Source organism: Streptomyces antibioticus (assembly GCF_002019855.1).
Classification (GTDB): domain Bacteria; phylum Actinomycetota; class Actinomycetes; order Streptomycetales; family Streptomycetaceae; genus Streptomyces; species Streptomyces antibioticus_B.
This window is the reverse complement of record NZ_CM007717.1, coordinates 7,029,256-7,053,731: the sequence shown is the minus strand read 5'-3', so window position 1 is coordinate 7,053,731 and position 24,476 is coordinate 7,029,256. Positions and strand designations below refer to the sequence as shown.

Here is a 24,476-nt window from a genome sequence, read left to right as displayed (position 1 = left end):
TTGCCGTGGCGCCGGGATCTCGCCAGCGGGGTTCGTCATGATTCGACGGAGCTTCTCGACCAGCTCATCGCTGGGCTCCGGCGCCTGCCGCACACGCTCACGGATGCGGGCGACGGTTGCGGGCCCGAGGATCGCCAGCCGCTCAGCGCGGGTCATGCGGCGGCCTCGATCGGCACGCGCTTGATGGTGGTGCGGAGGTCGAAGTTGTACGCCTCGGACAGGCGCATGGCGCAGTTCAGGTCAGGTTGGGCTTCGCCGCGGAGGTATCGGGACACGGATGATTCGGCGATTCCGGTCCTGCGTGCGATCGCGGCCTGCGTGTGGTCACCGTGCGCCCTTACTGCCTTGAGGAGTGCTCGGACGTCGAGACGGAACACGTAGTCACCTCCCTCTGTGGGGGGTTGGCAGGGGTTGGTGCTGGTGGAAGGGGGTTCCTTGCTCACGAGGGAGACTCTGCCATGTTCCTTGCTTGCTCGCAAGGGTTATCGCGCGCAACAATCCGTCGATTTTGAGTCGAACATGCGAGCGAATGCTGAAGTGAGCTGCGTTAATGCAGGTCAGTGGCCCAATAGGCACCCTTGCGCGCGAGGGATTTACTGGCTATCTCCCTAACTAGGGAGGTAGAGTCCGCAGACATGACCGATGGGACCCCCACCCGCGCGCAGCGATTCGCTGCCCTCGTCGTGCCAGCCGCAGAACGCAACGGCTACGCCGGCCACGGCGCCAAAGCACGCTTTGCGCGAGACACCGGCATGACCGAGAGCAGCGTCACCCGCATGTGGCAAGGAAGCGCCGTCCCCGACGGCCGGTTCTACGACGCCATCAGCCAAGTCACCGGCATCGACCTGGGCACCCTCCTCGTAGAGGGCGGGGTCCTGTCGCTCGAAATCCTTCAGTCACTGTCCGAAACGGATCGATCGCAGGTACAGTCAGCACTCACTCCGGAGGAAGCGGCTGACCGGCTAGGGATCAAAGTAGGACGCGAAATCTTCTACGCCACAGTCGAAGGACTCAAGCGTCTCGAGGATGAAGTCCCTGAAGACCGCTCCGACCGGGGAGGGACAGCAGCGCAGATGTGATGCGGGGGTACGGATGGACCTGACGAGCGGCACCCGAGCCACAGCGGCAACAGCGGTAGTGGTGATGCTCGGAGGTCTCGGCCTCACCGCGCACGGCGTGTGGCGGGAGCAGGCCACACTCTCCCTCGCGGGAGTCGTGCTCTGCATGGTCGCGCTTTCCCTGACCGTTCTCGCCGTGGTCTACCACTGGGTCACCGACACCAGCACCGAACGCATCGCGTTGGCCGCTGCCCAGCGCCAGGCCCAGCAGGAACGCGCCACCCATATCGCCGCGAAGGCGCAGCTCGAGAACGAACGCGCACGCCTCTATCAGGACCTCGCTGCCGACCGGGCAGCCGACGCCCAACGCCTCAAGGCCGAACGGGCATCCGTGGAAGCAGAGTTCGAGGATGCCCGCGCCAAGCTGGTCGCCGATTCCATGGAGATCCTGGCGTCCTGGTTCGTGAACGGAAAGATCCAGCCTCCCGAGGGCTGCACCGGCAACCTGATCCACTTCCCCAAGCAGACCGAAGAGCGCGACCGGGAGCAAGCCCCTATGCCCCGACAGCAGCCAGACCGGCCGCGGGCTCGGGAGCACGGAGTCGTCGGGCCCTGAACCCCGGCTCACCGAAGAACGACAGACGGATCCGGTCGTCATCCAAAGCCCGCCGACCTGACGCCTGAGCCTTGAACAGGCGCACCGTCACCACGCTACGGATCACCTCACGCTTCTGCTCCAGCGTCAGACCCCGCACCGCAGGCCGCCCCTCCTCCCCCGGCCGGCCGTTCCACACCTCGTCAGGGTCATCGGCCTCCAGCATCCGCAGCAGCAGTGGTGACACTCCCGCGAAGCTCTGGAGCTTCTTCCTCGCTGCTTCCAGCTTCGGCTCCAGCCGCGACTCCAGCGAAGCCAGCGATACCGCGGACAACTTGAAGCGGCCCAACTCCTCGTCGAACGTCTCCGCCAACTGCCGAGCCTCCGCCAACTGCTCCTCGAACACGTTGATCAGGCGTTGGGTTGCAGCCGCCATCTCCTTCACCTTGTCGTCCGCTGGGACGAGCGCAGCCCGCGCCTTCCGCTTGTCACTGAACCAGTCGATGACGGCCTCTTGCACGTAGGCGTCGATGCGCGCCTCAACGATTGAGGTGTCATTCGTGGCACAGCACAGGGTCGCCTTCCGCGTGGGACTGCCAGCCAGGTAGCGCAACGCCGCATGGTCGCCGCACTCCCCGCACAGCGCCAGATACGACAGCAGGTGGGCAACCTCGGAACCACGCTGCATCAACCGGGCCGGGTCAGTGAGTCGAGCCGTCACACGGTTGAACAGTGCGCGCCCCTCCGGAGTCTCCAGCCCTTTGAGCGGCAGCCATGCGGCTTTGACGGTTAGGCCCTTGTGGGTGCGCTCACCGAGGTAGACCCGGTTCAGGAGCATCGAGCGGACATACTGGTCCGTCCAAGGCTTCCCATCCGGCCGGGTCGCCTCTGGCTGCGCTTTCAGCCAGCGGACCAGGCCCCGCAGAGAGCCGCCCTCGTCAATGCGGTGCAGAGACTGGACAACGTACTTCCCACGTTCGTCCTCATGTTGCCCAGTGCAGCGCTGGCGTCCCCTGATGGTCGTGTACGTCCGGGTGTACCCGTAGTGCAGCTTGCCGTGTGGCATGCCGGCTGCCGCTTGAGACTTGGCCGTGCGTAGGTTTCCGTCACGGATGCCTTCCGCCTCGTCCTCCGCGTCAACGGCGTGCATGGCCGTGGCTTTGCGATCGTCCCGTCGGCTGAGGTCGTAGACCTGGCTGTTGTAGCAGAGGAGGGTGTCGGTCTCGATGCATGCCTTTCGAAGCCGGACGTATGCCTCAAGGTCCCGGTAGTACCGGCTGGCCTGGAAGGCGACGACGATGCGGCGGATGCCGGGCGGGGCTGGCTCTGTGATCGTTTCAATGAGCGCTTCAAAGTCGCTGCGGGTTTTACGGCCGTGCCTGCTGGCGGATGTGTCGGCGTCGTCGAACTCCCGCTGGATGCGCCAGTTGTGGCTGTTGCAGAGGGCTCTGCCGGTGGCGAGTTGGGCGGCGACGGAGCTTTCTGTGCCGTCGCCGTCGCTGTTGCGTCCGTAGAGGAGGGCTTCGAATGTGACGCCGGGGATGACGAGGTGCAGGTACTCGGGCGCGTAGGGCATGCGGGTGATGCTAGCGAAGTATTACCATCCCTAAATAGGTTTCTGGACCCAGATCCGTGACTGGGCCAACGCGCACCACCTCGCGCGGCTCGCCTTCTGGTCCGTCAACCGTGACCGGCCCTGCCCGGGCGGCGGAGTGACCAGCAACTGCTCGGGCATCAGCCAGAGCAACTGGCAGTTCACCTCCATCACGGCCGGCTTCACCGGCTAGGCGCGCGCCCTCGGGTCCCCCTGTTCCCCCGGATTCCGGTCCGGGGGAATCTTTTTCCGCGAGGGGTGTATCACGGGCCGTGGGGCGCGCTCTTAAAGGTGCAACCGTGAGGACCCGCCGGGGACGTCGGGGGGCGACGGGGGAAACCCCGGCGGGTCCGCGGGAGCACGGGGGAACGGGGGCAGGGGGAAGGACCACGGGGGGACACGGGGGTCCACGGGGGACGCCGGAGATCATGGGGGATCTCCGGGCACGGGGGATCGGGTCGGTCGGCCGCTGTCACGGGGAGCGGCCGCCCGATCACCCCTGACCGGGCCGACGCGCTAGCGCAGGTACGCCAGCCCCGGATGGACCTCCCGGTAGCCCTCGACCAGCCGGCGCGCGACGTTCACGGAATCGACGAGCGGATGCAGCGCGAACGCCTTCACCGCCATGGCCCGCGAGCCCGACTCGGCGGCGGCCAGCACCTCGCGCTCCACCGCCTTGACCGCCGTGACCAACCCGGCGGCGTGCCCCGGCAGCGGGGCGGCGGCCATCGGATGGGCGCCGTTGGCGTCGACCAGACACGGCACCTCGATCACGGCGTCCGCGTCGAGCGCGCCGAGGGTGGAGCCGTTGCGCACGTTGAGGATGAGCGTGGCGCGTTCGTCGCGGGCGATGGCCCGCATCAGGGCGAGCGCGACCTTCTCGTAGCCTCCGGAGAGGTCGTCGGCGTCCCGGTCGCCCGCGCCGGCCGTCTCGCGGTTCTCCGCCATGTAGGTGGCCTCGCGCTCGGCGCGGGTGCGGTCCCAGGCGGCCAGGGCCGCGGCGTCGGGGTCGCGCATCTCCTCGTAGAACCGGGCCTGTTGGCCGGCGAGGAAGGCACCGCGGGTCTTCTCGGCCTGCTGGTACGCGCGGACGGTCTCGCGGTTGAAGTAGTAGTAGTGCAGGTACTCGTTGGGGATCGCGCCGAGCGACCGGAGCCAGTCGACGCCGAAGAGCTTGCCCTCCTCGAAGGAGCCGAGCAGGCCGGGGTCGGCGAGCAGCCGGGGTAGTTCGTCGCGCCCCGCGACGCGCAGCCCGCGGACCCAGCCGAGGTGGTTGAGACCGACGTAGTCGATCCACGCCTCGTTCGGATCCGCGCCGAGGACCCGGGCGATACGGCGTCCGAGGCCGACCGGCGAGTCGCAGATGCCGATGACCCGGTCGCCGAGGTGGCGGGACATGGCCTCGGTGACCAGACCCGCCGGGTTGGTGAAGTTGATCAGCCAGGCGTCGGGGGCGAGCCGGGCCACCCGCCGGGCGATGTCCACCGCGACCGGGACCGTGCGCAGGCCGTAGGCGATACCGCCGGCGCCGACCGTCTCCTGGCCGAGGACGCCTTCCGCGAGGGCCACCCGCTCGTCGTCCGCCCTGCCCTCCAGGCCGCCGACACGGATCGCGGAGAAGACGAAGTCGGCGCCCCGCAGAGCGTCGTCGAGATCGGTGGTGGCCGTCACGGCGGGGGCGTCGGGGACGCCGGCCGCCTGCTCGGCCAGGACCCGGGCGACCGCCTGGAGCCGCCCGGCGTCCAGATCGTGCAGGACGACGTCCGTCACCCGTCCCTCGCCACGGTCGGTGAGGAGCGCCCCGTACACGAGCGGCACCCGGAACCCGCCGCCGCCCAGAATCGTCAGCTTCACACCCGCACCCTACTCGTCGCCGTCCTCACGGAAATCTCAGCCGACGGCCCGGTTCCTCAAAGGAACGGCCCAGGTGGGAGGCGCAGGATGCAGGCGCAATCGTGGACAACTCCGGAAGGGCCACCGTGGGCGCCTCGCACATACCGAACCGTTTCGAACGACAGCCGCGGCCGGAGCGGCCAGAGCGGCCCGAACGGCCAGAGCGGCCCGAACGTCCGCAGGGGTGGTCCCGGCGCGGCGTGCTGGCCGTGCTCGGGTCCGCCGTACCGGCCGTCGCGCTGACCGGGTGCGGTTCCGGCACGGCGGACGCCTCGGAGGCGCGGGCGGCGGCGGACGCGCAGGCGTCGGCGACGACCGGATCCGCCTCCCCGGCCGCCAAGGCCACGGCACCGCCCGTGATCTCGGTGACCCCCGCCGACGGCACGAAGAAGGCCCCGTTCACCAGCCCCGTCGAGGTCACCGTCACCGGCGGCACCCTCGCCTCGGTGACGGTGACCGGCAACGACGGCTCCACGCTGGACGGCGCCCTGGACGAGACGGGCACCACCTGGACGTCGTCCCGGAACCCGTACTCGGGGACCAAGTACACGGTCACGGCGAAAGCCTCAGGCGGCGTGACCGGGACCACCACGTTCGTCACCAAGTCACCCGGCGAGACCTTCGTCGGCCGTTTCACCCCGGAGGCGAACTCCATCTCCGGCGTCGGTATGCCGGTGTCGATCCGGTTCACGCACGCCGTGTCGGACCGGGCCGCCGTCGAGAAGGCGATCACGGTGACCGCGGAGCCCGCCGTGGAGGTCGTCGGCCACTGGTTCGACGACACCCGGCTGGACTTCAGGCCGCGGACGTACTGGGCGGCCGGGACCACGGTCACGCTCGGGCTGCGGCTGAAGGACGTCGAGGGCGCGGACGGTGTGTTCGGCGTCCAGTCGAAGGACGTCACCTTCCACATCGGCCGGTCCCAGATCAGCACCGTCGACCTGGCCGCCAAGGAGATGACCGTACGGCGGGACGGCGCCACCGTCGCCACCTACCCGGTTTCCGGCGGCGACGCCGAGCACACCACCTGGTCCGGGATCATGGTGATCAGCGAGCGGTTCGAGCAGACCCGGATGCAGTCCTCCACGGTCGGTCTCGGCGACGAGTACGACATCTCCGACGTGCCGCACGCCCAGCGGCTCACCACCTCCGGCACCTTCATCCACGGCAACTACTGGGCGGCGACAGGGGTGTTCGGCAGCCGGAACACCACCCACGGTTGCATCGGTCTGCACGACGCCAAGGGAGCGGGCGACGCCTCGACGCCGGGGCACGCGTACTACGCGGGATCCCTGCTCGGGGACGTGGTGATCGTGAGGAACTCGGGCGAGCGGACCGTCGACCCGGCCAACGGCCTCAACGGCTGGAACCTGTCGTGGGCGGACTGGCAGGCGGGGAGCGCGCTGTAGCGGCCCCTTCTTGCCTTCGGCCGGTGAACTCCCTTGTGGCACAAGAGATTTACCGGTCACACCTCTTGACGCCCGGGGTGACCGAGAGCACATTGGGCCCACTTTGAGAGCGCTCTCACCACAGGGCGCGAACAAACGCACCCGCTCCCCACTCCCCGCACCCCGTACCCGAGAGGCCCCCCATGAGTGCACCCTCCGGCACCCCCTCCAGAACGCCCGGCGGTCCGCCCGCCCGACGGCGTTCGCTGCGGCGCACGCTGATCGCCGTCCTCGGCACGCTCGCCCTGACGGCGGCCGCGGCGACCGCCGTCACCCTGCCCGCGAACGCCTCCGCCCCCACACCCCCGTCCGGCTGGACCCAGGTCTTCCTCGACGACTTCAACGGCGCCGCGGGCACCGGCGTCAACACGTCCAACTGGCAGTACAGCATCGGGACTTCATACCCGGGCGGCCCCGCCAACTGGGGCACCGGCGAGGTCGAGACGATGACGAACAGCACGAGCAACGTCTCGCTCGACGGCAACGGCAATCTGCGCATCACCCCGCTGCGCAACGCCGCCGGCAACTGGACCTCCGGCCGGATCGAGACGGTCCGCACCGACTTCCAGCCCCCGGCCGGCGGCAAGTTGCGCATCGAGGGCCGCATCCAGATGCCGAACGTCACCGGCACCGCGGCAGAGGGCTACTGGCCGGCCTTCTGGGCACTGGGCGCGCCCTACCGCGGCAACTACCAGAACTGGCCCTCCGTGGGCGAGTTGGACATCATGGAGAACGTCCAGGGCCGCAACCAGGTGTGGGCCACGCTGCACTGCGGCGTCAACCCGGGCGGCCCGTGCAACGAGACGGTCGGCCTCGGCAACTCCCGCGCCTGTCCCAACACCACCTGCCAGTCCGGCTTCCACACCTACACCCTGGAGTGGGACCGCTCGGTGAGCCCGGAGACGATCCGGTTCCTGGTCGACGGCGTCCAGTTCCACTCGGTGAACTCGGGCCAGATGGACGCGACGACCTGGGCCAACGCCACCCACCACGGCTTCTTCCTGATCCTCAACGTGGCCATGGGCGGCGCCTTCCCGGACGCGTTCGGCGGCGGTCTGGACAGCGGTACGGCCTCCGGGGTGCCGATGGTCGTCGACTACGTGCAGGTGCTGTCGTCCGGCGGCGGCACCACGCCACCGCCCACGACGCCTCCCCCGTCCGGCGGCCGGGACGCCTACGGCACGATCCAGGCCGAGTCGTACAACAGCCAGAGCGGTACGGGCACCGAGACCACCACGGACACCGGCGGCGGGCAGAACCTCGCCTCGCTCGCCAACGGCGACTGGGCGCTCTACCAGGGCGTCAATTTCGGCTCCTCGGCGGCGACCCAGTTCAGCGCCCGGGTCGCCAGCGGTGCGGGCGCCGGGATCAGCGGACTGGTCGAGGTGCGGCTCGACAGCCGTACCGCCGCGCCGATCGGGAGTTTCGCGCTGGCCAACACCGGTGGCTGGCAGTCCTGGCGGACCGTGCCGGCGAACATCGGCGCGGTCACCGGCACCCATGACGTCTATCTGACCTTCACCAGCGGCCAGCCGGCCGACTTCGTGAACGTCAACTGGTTCACGTTCGGGCGCTGATCCCCTCCTCCCGGCGCCGGGCGGTCCGACTCCGGGCCCCCGGCGCCGACGTGTCCCCGGGTCCGGATTCCGGTGTGTCGAGCAGCAGTTCCGCCCGGAACCCGGCCGGGGTCAGCCCGGTGCGGAGCTGGAAGAACTTGGAGAAGTTCGCCGGGTCGGGGAAGCCCACCGCCGCGCCCACCCGGCCGATCGGCAGCCCCGTGTGGGCCAGCAGCCGCTTCGCCTCCAGGACGACCCGCTTGTCGATGAACCCCTTGGGCGTCTCGCCGGTCGCGGCGCGCACCGCGCGGACCAGGGTGCGGCGGGAGTAGCCGAGGGCGTCGGCGTAGGCGCTGACACCGCGGTTGACGGCGAAGTCGCGCTCCACGGCGTCCCGGAACCGGGTGAAGGTGGAATCGGACCGCTGCCCGGCCTCCGCCGAGCTGGCCGCGAGATGCGCGAGGCGCAGCAGGAACGCGGTGAGGGAGTGCCGCAGGACGGCCGTGTGCAGGCTGGGCGGGAGGGTGGCCGCGTCCTCGTACTCCTGGCGCAGATGGGCCAGTCCGGCGCGCAGGGCGGCCTGCTGGGCGGGGTCGGGGCGGAGCAGGGGCGGCAGGTCGTAGCGGTAGAGGCCGGTGGCCTCGACGGTGGCGCGGGGCAGGAAACCGGGCTGCATGGTCAGGACGGTTCCGCGGTACCCGCCCGTCTCGGAGAAACGGTGGACCTGTCCGGGGCGGATCCACAGCAGGTCACCGGCGGCGGCCTCGTACTCCGCGAAGTCGATCATGTGGTGGACGGGGCCCTCGTCGAACAGCATCACCACGTGGAAGTCGATGCGGTGGACGCGGGTCAGGGGCGCGTCGGCGTGCCAGGTGCGGCCGGTGCCGAGGGGGCCGACCTGCATGCCGACGCCGCCGACGCTGAGTTCGACCGGGAAAGGGAAGGTCCGGATGCCGTCGGGGCGCACTTGGGGGTTTCTGTCCGCCATGTCCATCTCGTGCCGCCCCGCCCCTGCCGCCGCTGTCCCACTTTCACCACAGGCTGACACAGGAAGACCTACCCCCGCAAAAGTCAGACTTTTACTTTTGAACGCGCCCGAGCCGCTGCCGGAAAGAAGATGATCACAGTGACCGAAGCGCCCGCACCCGCGGAAGCCCTGAAGCGCCTCTCCGAGGAAGGCGTCTCGATCTGGCTGGACGACCTGTCGCGCGAGCGGATCCGCACCGGCAACCTGGCCGCGCTGATCGCCACGCGGAACGTCGTCGGCGTCACCACGAACCCGTCCATCTTCCAGGCCGCCATCGGCTCCGGCGAGGGCTACGAGGACCAGCTCGCCGACCTGGCCGTGCGCGGGGTCACGGTGGACGAGGCCGTACGGATGATGACGACCGCCGACGTACGGGCCGCCGCCGATCTGCTGCACGACACGTACACGACGACGGACGGCCGCGACGGCCGGGTCTCCATCGAGGTCGACCCGCGGCTCGCGCACGACCCCGCGGCCACCGTCGCCGAGGCCAGGCAGCTCGCCTGGCTGGTCGACCGCCCCAACGTGATGATCAAGATCCCGGCGACCGAGGCGGGCCTGCCGGCGATCACCGAGGTCGTCGGCCTCGGGATCAGCGTCAACGTCACGCTGATCTTCTCGCTGGAGCGGTACCGCGCGGTCATGGACGCCTACCTCGCCGGTCTGGAGCGGGCCCGGGCGGCCGGGACCGATCTGTCCACGGTCCACTCCGTGGCGTCCTTCTTCGTCTCCCGGGTGGACGCCGAGATCGACAAGCGGCTGACCGCCCTCGGCACCGGGCCGGCGCTCGCGCTCAGGGGACGGGCCGCGCTCGCCAACGCGCGACTGGCCTACCAGGCGTACGAGGAGGTCTTCTCGGGCCCCCGCTGGGCCGCGCTGGAGAAGGCCGGCGCCCACCCGCAGCGCCCCCTGTGGGCGTCCACCGGGGTGAAGGATCCCGCCTACAAGGACACCCTGTACGTGGAGGAACTGGTCGCCCCGGGCACGGTCAACACCATGCCCGAGGCCACCCTGGACGCCACCGCCGACCACGGTGACATCACCGGCGACACGGTGACCGGCGGCTACGCACAGGCCCGCGCCGACCTGGCCGCCGTAGCGGACCTCGGCATCTCGTACGACGAGGTGGTCACCCGTCTGGAGGACGACGGGGTCGCCAAGTTCGAGGCGGCGTGGGAGGACTTGCTGAGCACGGTCACGAAGTCGCTGACGAGCAGGGCAGCCGACGTGAACAAGGGAGCTGACGCGGAATGAGCACCATCCCTGTGTGGGACAACCCGCTGCGGGACCCCCGAGACCGGCGGCTGCCCCGTATCGCAGGACCGTCGGGCCTGGTCATCTTCGGGGTGACGGGCGATCTGTCCCGCAAGAAGCTGATGCCGGCCGTCTACGACCTCGCCAACCGCGGTCTGCTGCCGCCGGGCTTCTCGCTCGTCGGGTTCGCCCGCCGGGACTGGGAGGACGAGGACTTCGCGCAGATCGTCCACGACGCGGTCCGTGAGCACGCGCGCACGCCGTTCCGCGAGGAGGTCTGGCAGCAGCTCGCCGAGGGCATGCGGTTCATCCCCGGCGACTTCTCCGACGACGAGGCGTTCGAGCAGCTCAGGAAGGCCGTGGAGGAGCTGGACGCCTCCCAGGGCACCGGCGGCAACTTCGCGTTCTACCTCTCGGTGCCGCCGAAGTTCTTCCCGAAGGTCGTCGAGCAGCTCAAGAAGCACGGGCTGGCCAAGGCGCCGGACGGTTCCTGGCGGCGCGCGGTCATCGAGAAGCCGTTCGGGCACGACCTGGCGAGCGCCCGCGAGCTGAACGCGGTCGTGCACGACGTGTTCGAACCTGACCAGGTGTTCCGGATCGACCACTACCTGGGCAAGGAGACGGTCCAGAACATCCTGGCGCTGCGGTTCGCCAACACGATGTTCGAGCCGATCTGGAACCGGTCCTTCGTGGACCACGTGCAGATCACCATGGCCGAGGACATCGGCATCGGCGGCCGCGCCGGCTACTACGACGGCATCGGCGCCGCCCGCGACGTCATCCAGAACCACCTGCTCCAGCTCATGGCGCTCACCGCCATGGAGGAGCCCGCCTCCTTCGACGCGGACGCGCTGCTCACCGAAAAGCTCAAGGTGCTCAAGGCCGTGAAGCTGCCGGAGGACCTGGGCCGGCACACCGTGCGGGCGCAGTACGCGGCCGCCTGGCAGGGCGGCGAGAAGGTGCGCGGCTATCTGGAGGAGGAGGGCACCGACCCGGCCTCCACGACCGACACCTTCGCCGCGGTGAAGCTGAACATCGACAACCGCCGCTGGGCGGGCGTGCCGTTCTATCTGCGCACGGGCAAGCGTCTGGGCCGCCGGGTCACCGAGATCGCGGTGGTCTTCCAACGCGCCCCGCACTCCCCCTTCGACTCGACGGCGACAGAGGAACTGGGCCAGAACGCGATCGTCATCCGCGTCCAGCCCGACGAGGGCATCACCGTGCGCTTCGGCTCCAAGGTGCCGGGCACCTCGATGGAGATCCGGGACGTCACGATGGACTTCGCGTACGGCGAGTCCTTCACGGAGTCCAGCCCCGAGGCGTACGAGCGGCTCATCCTGGACGTGCTGCTCGGCGACGCCAACCTGTTCCCGCGTCACCAGGAAGTGGAAGAGTCCTGGAAGATCCTCGACCCGATCGAGGAGTACTGGGCGACACACGGCAAGCCGGCGCAGTACGCCTCGGGGAGCTGGGGACCCGAGGAAGCCGACGAGATGCTCGCACGAGACGGACGGAGCTGGCGCAGGCCATGAAGATCGACCTGACCGACACCACGGCAAGCAAGATCAACAAGGCGCTGGTGAAGGGGCGCCGCGCCATCGGCACCCCCGCCGTGGGCATGGTCCTGACGATGGTGATCGTCACGGACGAGGAGAACGCCTACGACGCGATCAAGGCCGCCGAGGAGGCGTCGCACGAGCACCCCTCGCGCACGCTGGTCGTCATCAAGCGCCACGCCCGCACCCCTCGGGAGCGCACGCAGTCCCGGCTGGACGCCGAGGTCCGGGTGGGCTCGGAGGCCGGCACCGGCGAGACGGTCGTCCTGCGCACCTACGGCGAGGTGTCCGACCACGCCGACTCGGTGGTGCTGCCGCTGCTGCTGCCGGACGCGCCCGTCGTCGTCTGGTGGCCGGTGGACGCGCCGGAGAACCCGTCCAAGGACCCGCTGGGCGCGCTGGCCCAGCGCCGGATCACCGACCTGTACGCCGTGGAGAACCCGCTGGAGGCGCTGCGGGCCCGCATCCGCACCTACGCCCCCGGCGACACCGACCTCGCCTGGACCCGGCTGACCCCGTGGCGCTCCATGCTGGCGGCGGCCCTGGACCAGGCACGGGTGCCGATCGTCTCGGGCGCGGTGGAGGCCGAGGCCGACAACCCGGCCGCCGAGCTGCTGGCGCGCTGGCTGGAGGCGCGCCTCGGCGTGACGATCGACCGGGTCGTCACCGCGGGGCCGGTCGTCACCGCCGTACGCCTGGGCACCGCGGACGGCGACATCGTCATCGACCGCCCCGAGGGCCCGCTGGCCACGCTGTCCCTGCCGGGGCAGCCCTCGCGCACCCTGGCGCTGAAGGTCCGCACCACCTCCGAACTCATCGCCGAGGAGCTGCGGCGCCTCGACGCGGACGAGATGTACGCCGTCGCCCTGCGGGGCGAGGGCACCAAGGAGACCGCCTCCCATGCCTGAGACTCCCCTGCTCGTCCGGCGGCCCGAGTGGACCGCCCTGGAGGACCACCGGGCCCGGTGGCAGGCGGGGCTGCGTGAGCTGTTCGCGACGGACCCCGGGCGCGCGGAGCGGTACGTGGTGCGCGTCGGCGATCTGCTCGTCGACTACTCGAAGAACCTGGTGACCGACGAGACGCTGGCCCTGCTCCAGGAACTCGCCGCCGCCACCGATGTGTTCGGGCTGCGGGACGCCATGTTCCGCGGCGAGAGGATCAACACCACCGAGGACCGCGCGGTCCTGCACACCGCGCTGCGCGCCCCCCGGGACGCGGTGATCGAGGTCGACGGCGAGAACGTCGTGCCCAAGGTGCACCGGGTCCTCGACCGGATGACGGCCTTCGCGGAGGAGGTCCGCTCCGGGCACTGGACCGGTCACACCGGCAGGCGCATCAGGAACGTCGTCAACATCGGCATCGGCGGCTCCGACCTCGGCCCCGCGATGGCCTACGAGGCGCTGCGGGCCTCCACGGACCGCTCGTTGACCTGCCGGTTCGTGTCGAACGTGGACGGCGCCGACCTGCACGAGGCGGTCCGCGACCTGGACCCGGCCGAGACGCTGTTCATCGTCGCGTCCAAGACCTTCACCACCATCGAGACGATCACCAACGCCACCTCGGCCCGCTCCTGGCTGGTCGAGGCTCTGGGCGGGGACGACAAGGCCGTGGCGAAGCACTTCGTCGCGCTGTCGACCAACGCCGGGAAGGTCGCGGACTTCGGCATCGACACGGCGAACATGTTCGAGTTCTGGAACTGGGTCGGCGGCCGCTACTCCTTCGACTCGGCGATCGGCCTGTCGCTGATGCTGGCCATCGGCCCGGCGAACTTCCGGGAGCTGCTGGACGGCTTCCACCTCGTCGACGAGCACTTCCGCACCGCGCCTCCCGAGTCCAACGTCCCGCTGCTGCTGGGCCTGCTGGGCATCTGGTACGGCAATTTCTTCGACGCGCAGTCGCACGCGGTGCTGCCGTACTCGCACTACCTGTCCAAGTTCACCTCCTATCTCCAGCAGCTCGACATGGAGTCCAACGGCAAGTCGGTGGACCGCGAGGGCCGCCCCGTGCAGTGGCAGACCGGGCCGGTGGTGTGGGGCACGCCGGGCACCAACGGGCAGCACGCCTACTACCAGTTGATCCACCAGGGCACGAAGCTGATCCCGGCGGACTTCATCGGCTTCGCCCGGCCGGTGCCGGAGCTGAGCGGTGAACTGGCCGCGCAGCACGACCTGTTGATGGCGAACTTCTTCGCCCAGACGCAGGCGCTGGCCTTCGGCAAGACACCCGACGAGGTCCGTGGCGAGGGCGTGCCCGAGGAACTGGTCGCCCACAAGACCTTCAAGGGCGACCACCCCACGACCACGATCCTGGCCCGGGAGCTGACCCCCTCGGTCCTCGGCCAGCTCATCGCCCTCTACGAGCACAAGGTGTTCGTCCAGGGCGCCGTCTGGAACATCGACTCCTTCGACCAGTGGGGCGTGGAACTCGGCAAGGTCCTCGCCAAGCGCGTCGAGCCCGCCCTGACCGACGGCGCCGACGTCCCCGGTCTCGACCCCTCCACCGCCGCCCTCGTGGCCGCCTACCGCGAACTCAGGAAGTAGTGAACGACATGCAGCTCGGTCTGATTGGTCTCGGCAAGATGGGCGGCAACATGCGCGAGCGGATCCGCCGCGCCGGCCACACCGTCATCGGGTACGACCGCAACCCCGACCTCACCGACGTCCAGGACCTCGCGGAACTGGTCGAGCGGCTCGACGCGCCGCGCACCGTCTGGGTGATGGTCCCGGCCGGCGCCGCCACCCAGTCCGTCATCGACGAACTCGGCGGCCTGCTGGAGGCCGGCGACACCGTCGTGGACGGCGGCAACTCCCGCTGGACGGACGACGAGAAGCACGCCGCCGAACTCGGCGCCAAGGGCATCGGTTTCGTCGACGCCGGTGTCTCCGGCGGTGTGTGGGGCCTGGAGAACGGCTACGCCCTCATGGTCGGCGGCGACAGCGAGCACGTCGACCGGCTCCGGCCGATCTTCGACGCCCTCAAGCCGGACGGGCCGTACGGCTATGTCCACGCGGGCAAGGTCGGCGCCGGGCACTTCTCGAAGATGGTCCACAACGGCATCGAGTACGCCATGATGCAGGCGTACGCCGAGGGCTGGGAGCTGCTGGAGAAGGTCGACTCGGTCACGGACGTACGCGAGGTCTTCCGGTCCTGGCAGGAGGGCACCGTCATCCGCTCCTGGCTGCTCGACCTCGCGGTCAACGCCCTGGACGAGGACGAGCACCTCGACAAGCTGCGGGGCTGGGCGCAGGACTCGGGCGAGGGCCGCTGGACGGTCGAGGCCGCGATCGACAACGCTGTGCCGCTGCCCGCGATCACCGCCTCGCTGTTCGCCCGCTTCAGCTCGCGTCAGGACGACTCCCCGCAGATGAAGATGATCGCGGCCCTGCGCAACCAGTTCGGCGGCCACGCGGTCGAGTCGGCGAAGGAGTAGCCCGACGGGGCCTAGGCCCTTGCCGCCGGGGCGGCCGCCGGGCCGGTGGCCGTCCCGGCGGTCGGCCGAGAAGATCGGGCGGCTCTCCGAGCGCGCGCCCGGCCGTGCGGGCCGGTGGCCGAGACGGACGCAGGATCGATCGCTCACGCCGACCTCCTCGAACGGCTCCTGACGACCCGTCTGATGCAGGCCCCGTGTGCGCAGCGCCAGTTGTCGCGGCCGGGGTCGGCACCGGCATCTGCGGCACACCGTCAGCCGGGCGACGCCGAGTGGGCCTGCGCCTACAGCAGGTTGACACCGGCCGAGCGGCGCGTCCGGCGGGCCTTCGCCACGGGCGCGGAGGTGGACTTCCGTGACGACGGCGAGGACACCGAACGGACCGTGCGGGCCTCGGTGTTGCGGGCGCTGCTTCTCAACGGGCCCCGGGAGCCGGGGGAGATAGCCGCCGTGAAGGTCCGCGGGGCCCGGATCACCGGCGCACTGGACCTGCGGTACGCCACTGTCGACAGCGTCGTCCATCTCACCGACTGCCGCTTCACGGCGCCGCCGGACCTCACCGGCGCCCATGTGCGCTATCTGAGCCTGCGCGACTCCGAGATGCCCGGTCTGTCGATGACCAGGAGCCGGATCGACGGCAGCCTGCGGCTCACGCGCTGCCGCTTCGACGGGCCCGTGCGGCTCGACGGGGCGCAGATCGCCGGGGCGCTGTTCCTGGAGGACGTGGAGATCCTCCCCGAGGGCGGGCCCGGGCCGGTGCTCCAGCTCAACCAGATCTCCGTGGACGACGACCTGTGCGCCCGCGGCCTGCACGCCCGCGGCGCGGTCCGGCTCGACGGTGCCGGAGTCGCCGGTTCGCTCGACCTGGAGGACGCCGACCTGTCCCACCCGGGCCGGACCGTCCTGGACGCGGAGGCCGTCGAGATCGGCGCCAATCTGCTCGCCCGCAGGCTGCGCGCCGAGGGCCGGATCGAACTGCGCGGCGCCCGGATACCCGGCCGTGTCGATCTGCTGGACGCCCGGCTGTCCAACCCGGGCGGCACCGCGCTGCGGATCAGCAGCAGTGTGATCGGCGAGTTCTGGCTGGGCCGGGGACCGCGGGTCCAGGGCATGCTGAACCTGCGGCGGGCCGAGATCAACCAGCTCGATCTGGACCCGGCGATGCTGCCCGACCAGGTGCGGCTGCTAGGGCCTGTCTGACAATTCCCGTCGTCGCCCGGAGGGCGGCCTCGCGGCGTCAGGTGCGTGCTCTCGGCGTGCCGGGCGTAGACCCTCGTACTGGACGTACTTGGGTCTGCGCCCGGTGCGGCGAGAGTGCGTGCATGGCGTCGCGAGGCAGGCGGGAATTGTCAGACAGGCCCTAAGACCTCACCTACACGTTCCTGACGCCGCACGAACCCGCCGAGCGCCGGCTGCCGATGCTGGAGCGCGACGGCGAGGGCTTCGACCCGCACGCCTACGAGCAGTTGACGGCCGCGTACCGGCGGATCGGCGACGACCAGGCCGCCCGGCTGGTCCAGCTCGCCAAGCAGCGCCGCCGCCGCTCCACGCTCCCCTGGTACGGGCGGGTGTGGGGCCGGCTCCAGGACGCGGCCGTCGGCTACGGCTTCCGCCCGCTGCGGGCCGCCGGCTGGCTGCTGTCCCTGCTCGCGGTCGGCTCGCTCGCCTTCGCCGGGCACCCCCCGCCGCCGCTGAAGCCGGGCGAGGCACCGGAGTTCGACCCGGTGTTCTACACGCTGGACCTGCTGCTGCCGGTGATCTCCTTCGGACAGGAGAGCGCGTTCGCCCCGACCGGCGGGTACCGGACGCTGGCGTACGTCCTCGTGGTCACCGGCTGGATCCTGGCGACGACCGTCCTGGCGGGCGTGACGAGGACCGTCAGCCGCCAGTAGGAATCCCGTACGCCCGCTCCACGCGCAGCCGCACCACCAGGCGGCGGTCGCGGACCATCGCGGCGCGGTAGTCCTCCCAGTCGGGGTGCTCGCCCAGGACGTCGCGGTACAGGCGGACCAGTTCCTCCACGGTGGCGTCGTAGGGGTCCTCGGCGACGGGCGTCAGGTCGGCGGTGGCCTCGACGACCGTGTAGGCGCGGTGGTCCGGGGTGGTGACGTGGAAGGACGCGCGCGGGTCACGGCGCAGGTTGCGGGTCTTGGCGCGGCCGTCGGTGACGGAGATCCGGACGACCTCCTCGTCCGGGTAGTAGTGGTGGGTGACGTTCGACAACTGGGGCCGTCCGTCGCGCTTGAGGGTGACCAGTACGCCGCTGCGGCCCTCGGAGAGCAGGGCGAGCAGCGCGTGGCGGGTCGTGTCCTGAGTCATGTCCCGCACAACAGGGCGCGGCCCGCGCCACATTCCCCCGACCGATGAGTAGACACTGTCTATTCCCGCCTGGTAGACAGTGTCTATGAGCGATCCCGAGAAGCCAGGACCGGACCTCCGCACCCGTCTCGTCGACGTCGGCGTGGACCTGGTGGCCCTGGAGGGCGCCGGCGCGCTGACGCTGCGGGAGATCGCCCGCCGGGCCGGGGTCTCGCACGGGGCGCCGCGCCGCTACTTCCCCACCCATCTGGAGCTGCTGTCGGCCATCGCCCGCCGCGGTTTCACCGAGCTGGCCGTCCGGGTGACCACGGCCCTCGGCGACGGCACCGCGGGCTCGCGGACCCAGCTCTCCGAACTGGGGCGCACCTACCTGGAGTTCGCTCTCGACAACGCCGGCATGTACGAGCTGATGTTCCGTCACGATCTGCTGGAGAGCGGCCATCTGCGGCTGCGGGACACCAGCCTGCCGCTGTTCGGCGTCCTGGTGGAGCTGGTCGGACGGGTCCGCGGACCCGAGTCGTCCCCCTCCGAGGCCCGCGCGGTCGCCGCCGCGCTGTGGGCGAACCTGCACGGCATCGCCCAGCTCTGGGGCTGGGGCAGCCTCCAACTCGCCACCGGGGCCGCCGACTTCACCCCACTGCTGCGCACCGCGCTGGACGCGCACCTCGGACCGGAGGACGGCCGGTGAGGCGGCCCCTGACGCTGGCGAGCAGTGTGGCGGGCGCCGCGATCGTCGCGCTCGACGGCACCGCGCTCACCGTCGCCCAGCCCACCCTGCGGCACGATCTGCACGCCTCGGTCGCCCAGGTCCAGTGGACCGGCACCGGCTATCTCGTCGCCGTGGCGGCCCTGTTGGTGTTCGCCGGACGGCTCGGCGACCGCTACGGACACCGCCGGGTCTTCGGTATCGGCATGCTCGGCTTCGGCGCCGCGTCGGCGGGCATCGTGGCGGCGCCCGACGTGCGCTGGGTGATCGGACTGCGGGTGGCACAGGGGGTGTTCGGGGCGCTGCTGCAACCGGCCACCCTCGGGATGCTGCGCACCGCCTATCCGCCCGACCGGCTGCGCACCCCGATCGCCGTACGGACGGCGGCCATCGGGGTGGCGGCGGCCGCGGGGCCGGTGGTCGGCGGGGCGCTCGCCACGGAGTTCGGCTGGCGGTCGGTGTTCCTGCTGAACCTCGCGCCCACCCTGCTGTTCGGCGCGCTCGCCCTCGCCTCCCGGGAGAAACGGCGACCGGCGACCGGCACCTCGGGCGAGAAGGCGCGCCCGTCCGCAGCCGGGCCCCTGGACCTCCCCGGCGCCCTGCTGCTCGGCACGTCCCTTGCGTGCCTGGTGCACACCCTCGTCACCCTCCCCCACCTGACCTGGTCGGCGCCCGCCGCCCTGCTCGCCGGGGCCGCCTTCGTCCGGCACGAGCGCCGCGCCCCCGCACCGACGCTGCCCGCGGACGTCATCGGCTCCCCCGCCGTCGGCGCCGCGCTCCTGCTGCTGGTCACGGTGTCGGCGGCCCTCAACGGCGGCCTGTTCGCCTGCGTCTACGTCCTCCAGGACGGCCTCGGTCTGACCCCGCTGCACAGCGCCCTGCTCGCCCTGCCCCTGCCGGTCCTGCTGATCGGCGCCGCGCCGGTGTCGGCCGTCCTGCTGCGCCGGGCCGGGGCCCGCGCCACGGTCACGGGGGCCACCGTCCTGCTCGCCGCCGGTCTGCTCGTGCTGGCCGCGGCCCCGGGACCGGTCCTGTTCTGCGCCGGGTTCGCGCTGGTCGGCGCCGGGTTCGGCACCGTGATGGTCGCGGCCACCCATGTCGTCGTACGCCGGGCCCCCGTGGCGTCGGCGGGCGTGGCGGGCGGGTTGCAGCAGACGGCGATGAACGTCGGTCCCGCGCTGGGCGTGGCGGCCGCGACCGTGCTGATGGGCACCGGCGCGGGCCGCTCGCCGCTGGTGCTGCTGGCCGTCGCGGCGCTGGCCGCCCTGCCGGTCTGCCGGGCCCTGCCCGGGCGTTCACCGCACGTCGGGGCCGCTGCACAGGCCGCAAAGAGCGACACACCCCACACGGGGCACGGACGGGAAACGGGTCCCTACGCCCGTTCCCTGGGCAACGATGGGCACTGAGATCGTCCGGCGTGACCGGCCGGACCGTACCTCGCACGAGCGCACCGGAGGTAGACGATGGCACTGCTGCGGCAAGAGGTGGACCCGATCGAGGTCGGACTGGACGCGAAGGCGCTGGACCGTCTCGACCAGCATGTGGCCCACCTCGTGGACGAGGGGCGGCTGCCCGGGTTCCTGCTGGCCGTCTCCCGGGGCGGCCGCGTCGCGCACCTCACCACGCACGGTCACCGTAATGTCGCCCGCGGGCTGCCCGTCGAGGCGGACACCCTGTACCGCATCTACTCGATGACCAAGCCCGTCACCTCGGTCGCCGCGCTCATACTGATGGAGGAGGGCCGGCTGGGGCTGGACGACCCGGTCGCCGACCACCTCCCGGCCTTCGCCGACCGGCGCGTGTACGCGGGCGGCTCCGGCACCGCCCTGACCACCCGCCCCGCCGAACAGCCGTTGCTGGTACGGCATCTGATGACCCACACCGCGGGCCTGACCTTCGCCTTCTACCACTGCCACCCCGTCGACGCCCTGTACCGCGAGGCCGGTCTGGAGTCGGCGGTGCTGCCCGGCTCCGATCTCGCGGAGACCGTCGACGCGTACGCGCGTCTGCCGCTCCAGTTCGAACCGGGCACCCAGTGGAACTACTCGGTCGCCACCAATGTGCTCGGCCGGATCATCGAGGTCGTCTCCGGGCAGCCCCTCGACACCTTCCTCACCGAACGGATCTTCCACCCGCTCGGCATGCCCGACGCCGGCTTCCACGTCACCCCCGACCGGACGCCCCGCCTGGCCGAGCTGTACGGCGACACCGACACCGGCGGCATCGAGCCGATCGCCGGACTGCCGCTGACCGGCCGCCCCCGCTTCCTGTCGGGCAGCGGCGGCATGGTGGCGACCGCCTACGACATCCACCGCTTCAGTGAACTGCTGCGCCGCCGCGGCACCCTCGACGATGTCCGTCTGCTCGCCCCGGAGACGGTCGACCTGATGACCCGCAACCATCTGCCGGACAACGCCGACCTGCGCGCCTTCGGCAGCCGCCCCGCCCACGACGAACCGGGCAACGACGGCGTCGGCTTCGGCCTGGGCGTCTCCGTGGTCGTCGACCCGGAGCGCACCCAGGCCCCCTCGGGACTCGGCACCTACGGCTGGAGCGGCGTCGCCACCACCACCTTCTGGATCGACCCGAGCCGCGACCTGAGCGTGCAGTTCCTGACCCAGCTCAGACCGAGACGGTCGCTCAAGCTCTACCCCGACCTCAAACGGCTGGTCCACGAAGCGGTGACGGACTGAACTCCAGTCCCTCGACGGCCAGTTCGCGCAGCCATACGGCGGCCCGCTCCGAGGTCTCTGCCGCCCGGCTCAGGCCCGCCGGCAGGACGCCGTCCAGGATGTGGCGGACACCGAGCGCGAGGGTGCGCGACACGCACCGCGCCATCGCGCTCTCCCGCTCGTCGCCCACCAGGTCGAGAAGCCGGCTCCCCGACCACACCCGGCCACTGCCCGCGTCGACCTCCAGCGACACCACGAGCACGACCCGGTCCCGGTCGGCGTCCGTGGTCGGGTAGGTGGCCGCCAACTCCCTTGCGAGGGCGGCGATCCGCTCGTCGTCGCCCGCCTTCAGCTCCTCGAACACCGGGGCCCAGGCCCGCAGCCAGCCGTCGAGCCGCAGGGTGCCGCGCACGAAGGTCTCCGCCCGCCAGGCCACGGGCAGCCCGTACTGCTCGACGAAGGGCACGCTGTCCCGGTTGGGATACACCTCGAAGGTCTCCCCGCCGACGGTCTGCCGACGGGTGGCCTCCCAGGGCCGCGCGGCGCCCCTCTCGGCGCCGTCCTCGATGTACCGGGCGGGTGAGCGCAGGGCGCCCAGCACCCCGAGCGGTGCCCAACTGAACCGGTAGCGGAAGTCGTTCGGGACCGCCGGAACGCCTCCGCAGTACGAGGTCAGCCGGTACGAGGCCGGGGTGTCGGCGCCGATCGCGGACCGGGCGCGGGCCACCAGGTCGTGCGCGAAGAGATGGTCGATGCCGGGGTCGAGTCCGGCCTCGGTCAGGACGGTGATCCCGGCCCGCCCGGCGGACGGCACCAGCTCCAGCACCGCGTCGGACACATAGCTGGAGCACGCGAAATGGGCCCGCCCCGCCACGCACGCGGCGAGCAGCGGGGCGTGTTCGGGCGCGGGGAGCATCGACACGACGACGTCCCCGGGCGCCAGTTCGGCGGTGAGCGCCGGGAGCGTGTACGCGCGCGGCTCGGCGCGCCCGGTGAGGCCGAGCGCGTCGAGCGCCCCCGCCGCCCGCTCGGCCGTCCTGTGCCACAGCCGGACCCGGGCGGCGCGTGCGCACAGGTCCGCGAGGCCGCTGCCGGTGGAGAGCCCGGCGCCGATCCAGTGGACGGTGCCGCTCGCGGGGACCCTCGGCTCAGACACGGCCGGACGCGCCTTCCTCGGCCCCCAGTTGTTCACTGCACGCCTGGCGGAATCGTTCCAGGCAGCGGTCCCACGGGGCGCCGTCGAAGTCGAGCAGGGCGGGCAGCAGGTCGCGCGAGAAGTCGGTGGCGGACTCGCGCGGCAGCAGCGACGGCAGGTTGTCGATCGCGATCAGGTCGAGCGGGGGTTCCTCGGTGAGGCGCCGTACCGGGTCCGTCCACTCGGTGGTGCGGTCGTAGACGGGCAGCACGTTGAGGGGCGAGCCGACGTCGCAGGTGACGTCGGAGACGGTGCGCAGCCGACGGGCCGGGTCGGCGAGGTCCGTCGGGCGGACGAACGGCGGGACGGGGGTGGTGGCGAGGACACAGTTGACCAGGACATCGTGGTCGAGCAGGGCCCGGCGGTCCAGGTCGCGGGTCTCGGCGAGGTCCCAGCCGGTCGGCTCGACGCCGGCCGTGGCGAACGCGGCGCGGGCACCCCGGCCGCTGCGGCCCAGGGCGCCGACGACGAGGGCGGTGAACTCGCGGTCGCCGGGGGCCGGGCCCAGAAGGACGTCCAGCTCGTCCTTGCCGGTGGGCCGCAGGGGTGCGGTCAGCCGGTCCCGCTCCTGGAGCACCGCGAGGGCCGCGCCGAGGTAGCCCGCCCAGTAACCGAAGGCGGCGAGGCGCCGGCCCTGGTCGTCGACGAGGTACTCCAGGTCGAGGAGGGCCCCTCCCCCGGCGGTGAAGCGGCGCAGCAGGTCGGCGGCACCGGGCTGCCGCTTGTAGGCGTGCCCGAAGAAGATGTGACGGTGCGTCAATCGAGGCGGTTCGTCGGGGAGTTCCTTCAGGCCGAGGATCACGGCGTCGTCCGGCGCCGAGACCCAGGAGCCCGCGGGGGCGATCCGGGCGCCGACGGCCTCGTACTCCTCGGCCGGGAAGACGCGTTGCGGGGAGTCCTCGACCGTGAGCCGTACGCCGGATCCGACCAGACGGCGGGCGTCGTCTGGGACGACCGGGGTGCGGCGTTCGGTGGAACGGACCTCGTGGCGCAGCCACAGGTGCAGGGCGGTCATACGCGGTTGACCTCCGGACGCGGGGCGTCGGCCGCGAACCGGCCGGCGCTCAGGGGGGTGACGTCCACGAAGGGTACGCGGCCGAGGTACAGGTCGCGGACGACCTCGCCGACGGCGGGTCCCTGGAGGAAACCGTGGCCGGAGAAGCCGGTGGCGTACAGGAAGCGGGAGACCGAAGTGGCCTCGCCGATCAGGGCGTTGTGGTCCGGGGTGACCTCGTACAGGCCCGCCCAGCCGCCGGTGCGGCGCAGGTCGAGCAGGGACGGGGCGCGGTGCTGCATGGCGGCGGCGAGGCGCGGGATCCAGCGGTCGTGGGGGTCGGTGGCGAAGCCGGGGCGCTCGTCCGGGTCGGACATGCCGACGAGGAGTCCGGGGCCCTCGGCGTGGAAGTAGAGGGTGCTGGTGAAGTCGATGGTCATCGGCAGATCGGGCGGCAGGCCGGGGACGGGTTCGGTGACCGCGATCTGCCGGCGCAGCGGCTGCACGGGCAGGTCCACGCCGACCATGGCGCCGACGGCGCGGGACCAGGCGCCGGCCGCGCAGATCACCGTGCCGGTGCTGATACGGCCGAGCGGGGTGGTGACCGCGGTGATGGCGTCGCCCCGGGTCTCGATGCCGGTGACGGCGGTGTGCCGCAGGATGTGGGCGCCGTGCCGGCGGGCGGCGGCCGCGTAGCCGTGCACGACGGCCTCGGGGGTGCAGTGGCCGTCGTCGGGCGAGAACGCGGCGGCCAGCAGTCCTTCGGTGCGGATCAGCGGGGAGAGGCGGCGTGCCTCGGCCGGGTCGACGAGCCGGCTGGGGACGCCCAGCGCGTTCTGGAGCCGGATGCCGGCCTCGAAGGAGGCGACCTCCTCGGGTGTGGAGAGGAGGAAGAGATAGCCGACCCGGCGCAGTCCGATGTCGTGGCCGATGTCCTGCCCGAACCGGGCGAACGCCTCCAGGCTGCGCGCGCCGAGCCGGATGTTCAGTTCGTCGGAGAACTGGGCGCGGACCCCGCCGGCGGCCTTCGAGGTCGAGCCCGCGGCGAGTTCGTCGCGCTCCACCAGCACGACGTCCCGCACCCCGGCGGCGGCCAGGTGGTAGGCGATGCTCGTGCCCATCACTCCGCCGCCGATGACGACGACCGAGGCATACGTGTCCACGCGGGCGGCTCCTTTCGG

The 24,476-nt window shown here is 71.4% G+C and carries 21 protein-coding genes and 1 pseudogene; 14 read left to right on the top strand and 8 right to left on the bottom strand.

The genetic code is table 11. From position 1 onward, the window contains the following. Window positions 1–152: 152 nt before the first annotated feature. Window positions 153–377, bottom strand: coding sequence for a helix-turn-helix domain-containing protein (locus AFM16_RS31855; protein ID WP_078635922.1), 225 nt, complete (start codon window positions 375–377; stop codon window positions 153–155). 258 nt (window positions 378–635) lie between these two features. Here AFM16_RS31855 and AFM16_RS31850 point away from each other — a divergent pair, with 258 nt between their 5' ends. Beyond that, window positions 636–1,079 carry a helix-turn-helix domain-containing protein gene (locus tag AFM16_RS31850; RefSeq protein ID WP_078635920.1) on the top strand — a complete coding sequence of 148 codons (444 nt, stop codon included), beginning with the start codon at window positions 636–638 and terminating at the stop codon, window positions 1,077–1,079. Window positions 1,080–1,092: 13 nt separating this feature from the next. After that, on the top strand, window positions 1,093–1,674 hold the full coding sequence (locus tag AFM16_RS31845; RefSeq protein WP_143648479.1) for a hypothetical protein: 582 nt from the start codon (window positions 1,093–1,095) through the stop codon (window positions 1,672–1,674). On the opposite strand, the gene AFM16_RS31840 is transcribed toward AFM16_RS31845, so the two are convergent. Next, window positions 1,613–3,229, bottom strand: coding sequence for a recombinase family protein (locus AFM16_RS31840; protein ID WP_078635916.1), 1,617 nt, complete (start codon window positions 3,227–3,229; stop codon window positions 1,613–1,615). The genes AFM16_RS31845 and AFM16_RS31840 overlap by 62 nt on opposite strands. Window positions 3,230–3,763: 534 nt before the next feature. Next, on the bottom strand, window positions 3,764–5,101 hold the full coding sequence (locus tag AFM16_RS31835; protein ID WP_078635914.1) for a 6-phospho-beta-glucosidase: 1,338 nt from the start codon (window positions 5,099–5,101) through the stop codon (window positions 3,764–3,766). A gap of 125 nt (window positions 5,102–5,226) precedes the next feature. Between AFM16_RS31835 and AFM16_RS31830 the strand changes: the two genes are divergently transcribed. Both AFM16_RS31830 and AFM16_RS31825 read left to right on the top strand, forming a co-directional pair. Beyond that, window positions 5,227–6,549 carry a L,D-transpeptidase gene (locus AFM16_RS31830; protein ID WP_370628151.1) on the top strand — a complete coding sequence of 441 codons (1,323 nt, stop codon included), beginning with the start codon at window positions 5,227–5,229 and terminating at the stop codon, window positions 6,547–6,549. 182 nt (window positions 6,550–6,731) lie between these two features. Further along, on the top strand, window positions 6,732–8,165 hold the full coding sequence (locus AFM16_RS31825; RefSeq protein WP_030789438.1) for a glycoside hydrolase family 16 protein: 1,434 nt from the start codon (window positions 6,732–6,734) through the stop codon (window positions 8,163–8,165). On the opposite strand, the gene AFM16_RS31820 is transcribed toward AFM16_RS31825, so the two are convergent. Beyond that, window positions 8,149–9,132 carry a helix-turn-helix domain-containing protein gene (locus AFM16_RS31820; protein WP_078635910.1) on the bottom strand — a complete coding sequence of 328 codons (984 nt, stop codon included), beginning with the start codon at window positions 9,130–9,132 and terminating at the stop codon, window positions 8,149–8,151. The genes AFM16_RS31825 and AFM16_RS31820 overlap by 17 nt on opposite strands. Before the next feature lie 129 nt (window positions 9,133–9,261). On the opposite strand from AFM16_RS31820, the gene tal reads away from it, so the two are divergent. From tal to AFM16_RS31785, 7 genes and pseudogenes are all read left to right on the top strand, one after another. Further along, window positions 9,262–10,425, top strand: coding sequence for a transaldolase (gene tal / locus AFM16_RS31815; RefSeq protein ID WP_030789433.1), 1,164 nt, complete (start codon window positions 9,262–9,264; stop codon window positions 10,423–10,425). Then, window positions 10,422–11,957, top strand: coding sequence for a glucose-6-phosphate dehydrogenase (gene zwf, locus AFM16_RS31810; protein ID WP_078635907.1), 1,536 nt, complete (start codon window positions 10,422–10,424; stop codon window positions 11,955–11,957). The genes tal and zwf overlap by 4 nt, the downstream gene beginning before the upstream one ends. Continuing rightward, window positions 11,954–12,889, top strand: coding sequence for a glucose-6-phosphate dehydrogenase assembly protein OpcA (gene opcA, locus AFM16_RS31805; RefSeq protein ID WP_030789431.1), 936 nt, complete (start codon window positions 11,954–11,956; stop codon window positions 12,887–12,889). The genes zwf and opcA overlap by 4 nt, the downstream gene beginning before the upstream one ends. Continuing rightward, complete coding sequence (gene pgi, locus AFM16_RS31800) at window positions 12,882–14,522, top strand: glucose-6-phosphate isomerase (RefSeq protein WP_078635905.1); 1,641 nt, start codon at window positions 12,882–12,884, stop codon at window positions 14,520–14,522. The genes opcA and pgi overlap by 8 nt, the downstream gene beginning before the upstream one ends. A gap of 8 nt (window positions 14,523–14,530) precedes the next feature. Next, window positions 14,531–15,412 (top strand): phosphogluconate dehydrogenase (NAD(+)-dependent, decarboxylating), encoded by an 882-nt coding sequence (gene gnd, locus AFM16_RS31795; protein ID WP_030789427.1) that lies wholly within the window; start codon window positions 14,531–14,533, stop codon window positions 15,410–15,412. 114 nt (window positions 15,413–15,526) lie between these two features. Beyond that, entirely contained in the window at window positions 15,527–16,609 is a 1,083-nt protein-coding gene (locus AFM16_RS31790; RefSeq protein ID WP_143648477.1) for a hypothetical protein, read from the top strand. Between the two features lie 164 nt (window positions 16,610–16,773). Next, window positions 16,774–17,301, top strand: a pseudogene (locus tag AFM16_RS31785) (membrane-associated oxidoreductase); the annotation flags it as partial. On the opposite strand, the gene AFM16_RS31780 reads toward AFM16_RS31785, so the two are convergent. After that, window positions 17,288–17,728 carry a PPOX class F420-dependent oxidoreductase gene (locus tag AFM16_RS31780; RefSeq protein ID WP_030789417.1) on the bottom strand — a complete coding sequence of 147 codons (441 nt, stop codon included), beginning with the start codon at window positions 17,726–17,728 and terminating at the stop codon, window positions 17,288–17,290. The pseudogene AFM16_RS31785 and the gene AFM16_RS31780 sit on opposite strands and share 14 nt — an antisense overlap. A gap of 85 nt (window positions 17,729–17,813) precedes the next feature. Here AFM16_RS31780 and AFM16_RS31775 point away from each other — a divergent pair, with 85 nt between their 5' ends. The 3 genes from AFM16_RS31775 to AFM16_RS31765 are packed head-to-tail and all read left to right on the top strand — an operon-like array spanning window position 17,814 to window position 21,127. Continuing rightward, entirely contained in the window at window positions 17,814–18,416 is a 603-nt protein-coding gene (locus AFM16_RS31775; RefSeq protein ID WP_078635901.1) for a TetR/AcrR family transcriptional regulator, read from the top strand. Further along, window positions 18,413–19,840 (top strand): MFS transporter, encoded by a 1,428-nt coding sequence (locus tag AFM16_RS31770; RefSeq protein ID WP_078635899.1) that lies wholly within the window; start codon window positions 18,413–18,415, stop codon window positions 19,838–19,840. The genes AFM16_RS31775 and AFM16_RS31770 overlap by 4 nt, the downstream gene beginning before the upstream one ends. A gap of 57 nt (window positions 19,841–19,897) precedes the next feature. Further along, complete coding sequence (locus AFM16_RS31765) at window positions 19,898–21,127, top strand: serine hydrolase domain-containing protein (RefSeq protein WP_078635897.1); 1,230 nt, start codon at window positions 19,898–19,900, stop codon at window positions 21,125–21,127. On the opposite strand, the gene AFM16_RS31760 is transcribed toward AFM16_RS31765, so the two are convergent. Genes AFM16_RS31760 through AFM16_RS31750 form a run of 3 tightly spaced genes read right to left on the bottom strand, consistent with a single transcriptional unit; the run spans window position 21,093 to window position 24,458 of the window. Beyond that, entirely contained in the window at window positions 21,093–22,262 is a 1,170-nt protein-coding gene (locus tag AFM16_RS31760; RefSeq protein WP_078635895.1) for a saccharopine dehydrogenase family protein, read from the bottom strand. The genes AFM16_RS31765 and AFM16_RS31760 overlap by 35 nt on opposite strands. Then, window positions 22,255–23,316 carry a saccharopine dehydrogenase gene (locus tag AFM16_RS31755; protein ID WP_078635893.1) on the bottom strand — a complete coding sequence of 354 codons (1,062 nt, stop codon included), beginning with the start codon at window positions 23,314–23,316 and terminating at the stop codon, window positions 22,255–22,257. The genes AFM16_RS31760 and AFM16_RS31755 overlap by 8 nt, the downstream gene beginning before the upstream one ends. Continuing rightward, a complete protein-coding gene (locus tag AFM16_RS31750) occupies window positions 23,313–24,458 on the bottom strand; it encodes an NAD(P)/FAD-dependent oxidoreductase (RefSeq protein WP_030789399.1) in 1,146 nt (381 codons plus the stop codon). Before AFM16_RS31750 ends, AFM16_RS31755 begins: the two co-directional genes overlap by 4 nt. Window positions 24,459–24,476 lie beyond the last annotated feature (18 nt).

What these genes read in the sequence shown, in the direction of transcription:
- AFM16_RS31850 (WP_078635920.1), top strand. Translation starts at nt 636, where the DNA reads ATGACCGATGGGACCCCCACCCGCGCGCAGCGATTCGCTGCCCTCGTC.
- AFM16_RS31845 (WP_143648479.1), top strand. Translation starts at nt 1,093, where the DNA reads ATGGACCTGACGAGCGGCACCCGAGCCACAGCGGCAACAGCGGTAGTG.
- AFM16_RS31840 (WP_078635916.1), bottom strand. Translation starts at nt 3,229, where the DNA reads ATGCCCTACGCGCCCGAGTACCTGCACCTCGTCATCCCCGGCGTCACA.
- AFM16_RS31825 (WP_030789438.1), top strand. Translation starts at nt 6,732, where the DNA reads ATGAGTGCACCCTCCGGCACCCCCTCCAGAACGCCCGGCGGTCCGCCC.
- AFM16_RS31820 (WP_078635910.1), bottom strand. Translation starts at nt 9,132, where the DNA reads ATGGCGGACAGAAACCCCCAAGTGCGCCCCGACGGCATCCGGACCTTC.
- tal (WP_030789433.1), top strand. Translation starts at nt 9,262, where the DNA reads ATGATCACAGTGACCGAAGCGCCCGCACCCGCGGAAGCCCTGAAGCGC.
- zwf (WP_078635907.1), top strand. Translation starts at nt 10,422, where the DNA reads ATGAGCACCATCCCTGTGTGGGACAACCCGCTGCGGGACCCCCGAGAC.
- opcA (WP_030789431.1), top strand. Translation starts at nt 11,954, where the DNA reads ATGAAGATCGACCTGACCGACACCACGGCAAGCAAGATCAACAAGGCG.
- pgi (WP_078635905.1), top strand. Translation starts at nt 12,882, where the DNA reads ATGCCTGAGACTCCCCTGCTCGTCCGGCGGCCCGAGTGGACCGCCCTG.
- gnd (WP_030789427.1), top strand. Translation starts at nt 14,531, where the DNA reads ATGCAGCTCGGTCTGATTGGTCTCGGCAAGATGGGCGGCAACATGCGC.
- AFM16_RS31780 (WP_030789417.1), bottom strand. Translation starts at nt 17,728, where the DNA reads ATGACTCAGGACACGACCCGCCACGCGCTGCTCGCCCTGCTCTCCGAG.
- AFM16_RS31775 (WP_078635901.1), top strand. Translation starts at nt 17,814, where the DNA reads ATGAGCGATCCCGAGAAGCCAGGACCGGACCTCCGCACCCGTCTCGTC.
- AFM16_RS31765 (WP_078635897.1), top strand. Translation starts at nt 19,898, where the DNA reads ATGGCACTGCTGCGGCAAGAGGTGGACCCGATCGAGGTCGGACTGGAC.
- AFM16_RS31755 (WP_078635893.1), bottom strand. Translation starts at nt 23,316, where the DNA reads ATGACCGCCCTGCACCTGTGGCTGCGCCACGAGGTCCGTTCCACCGAA.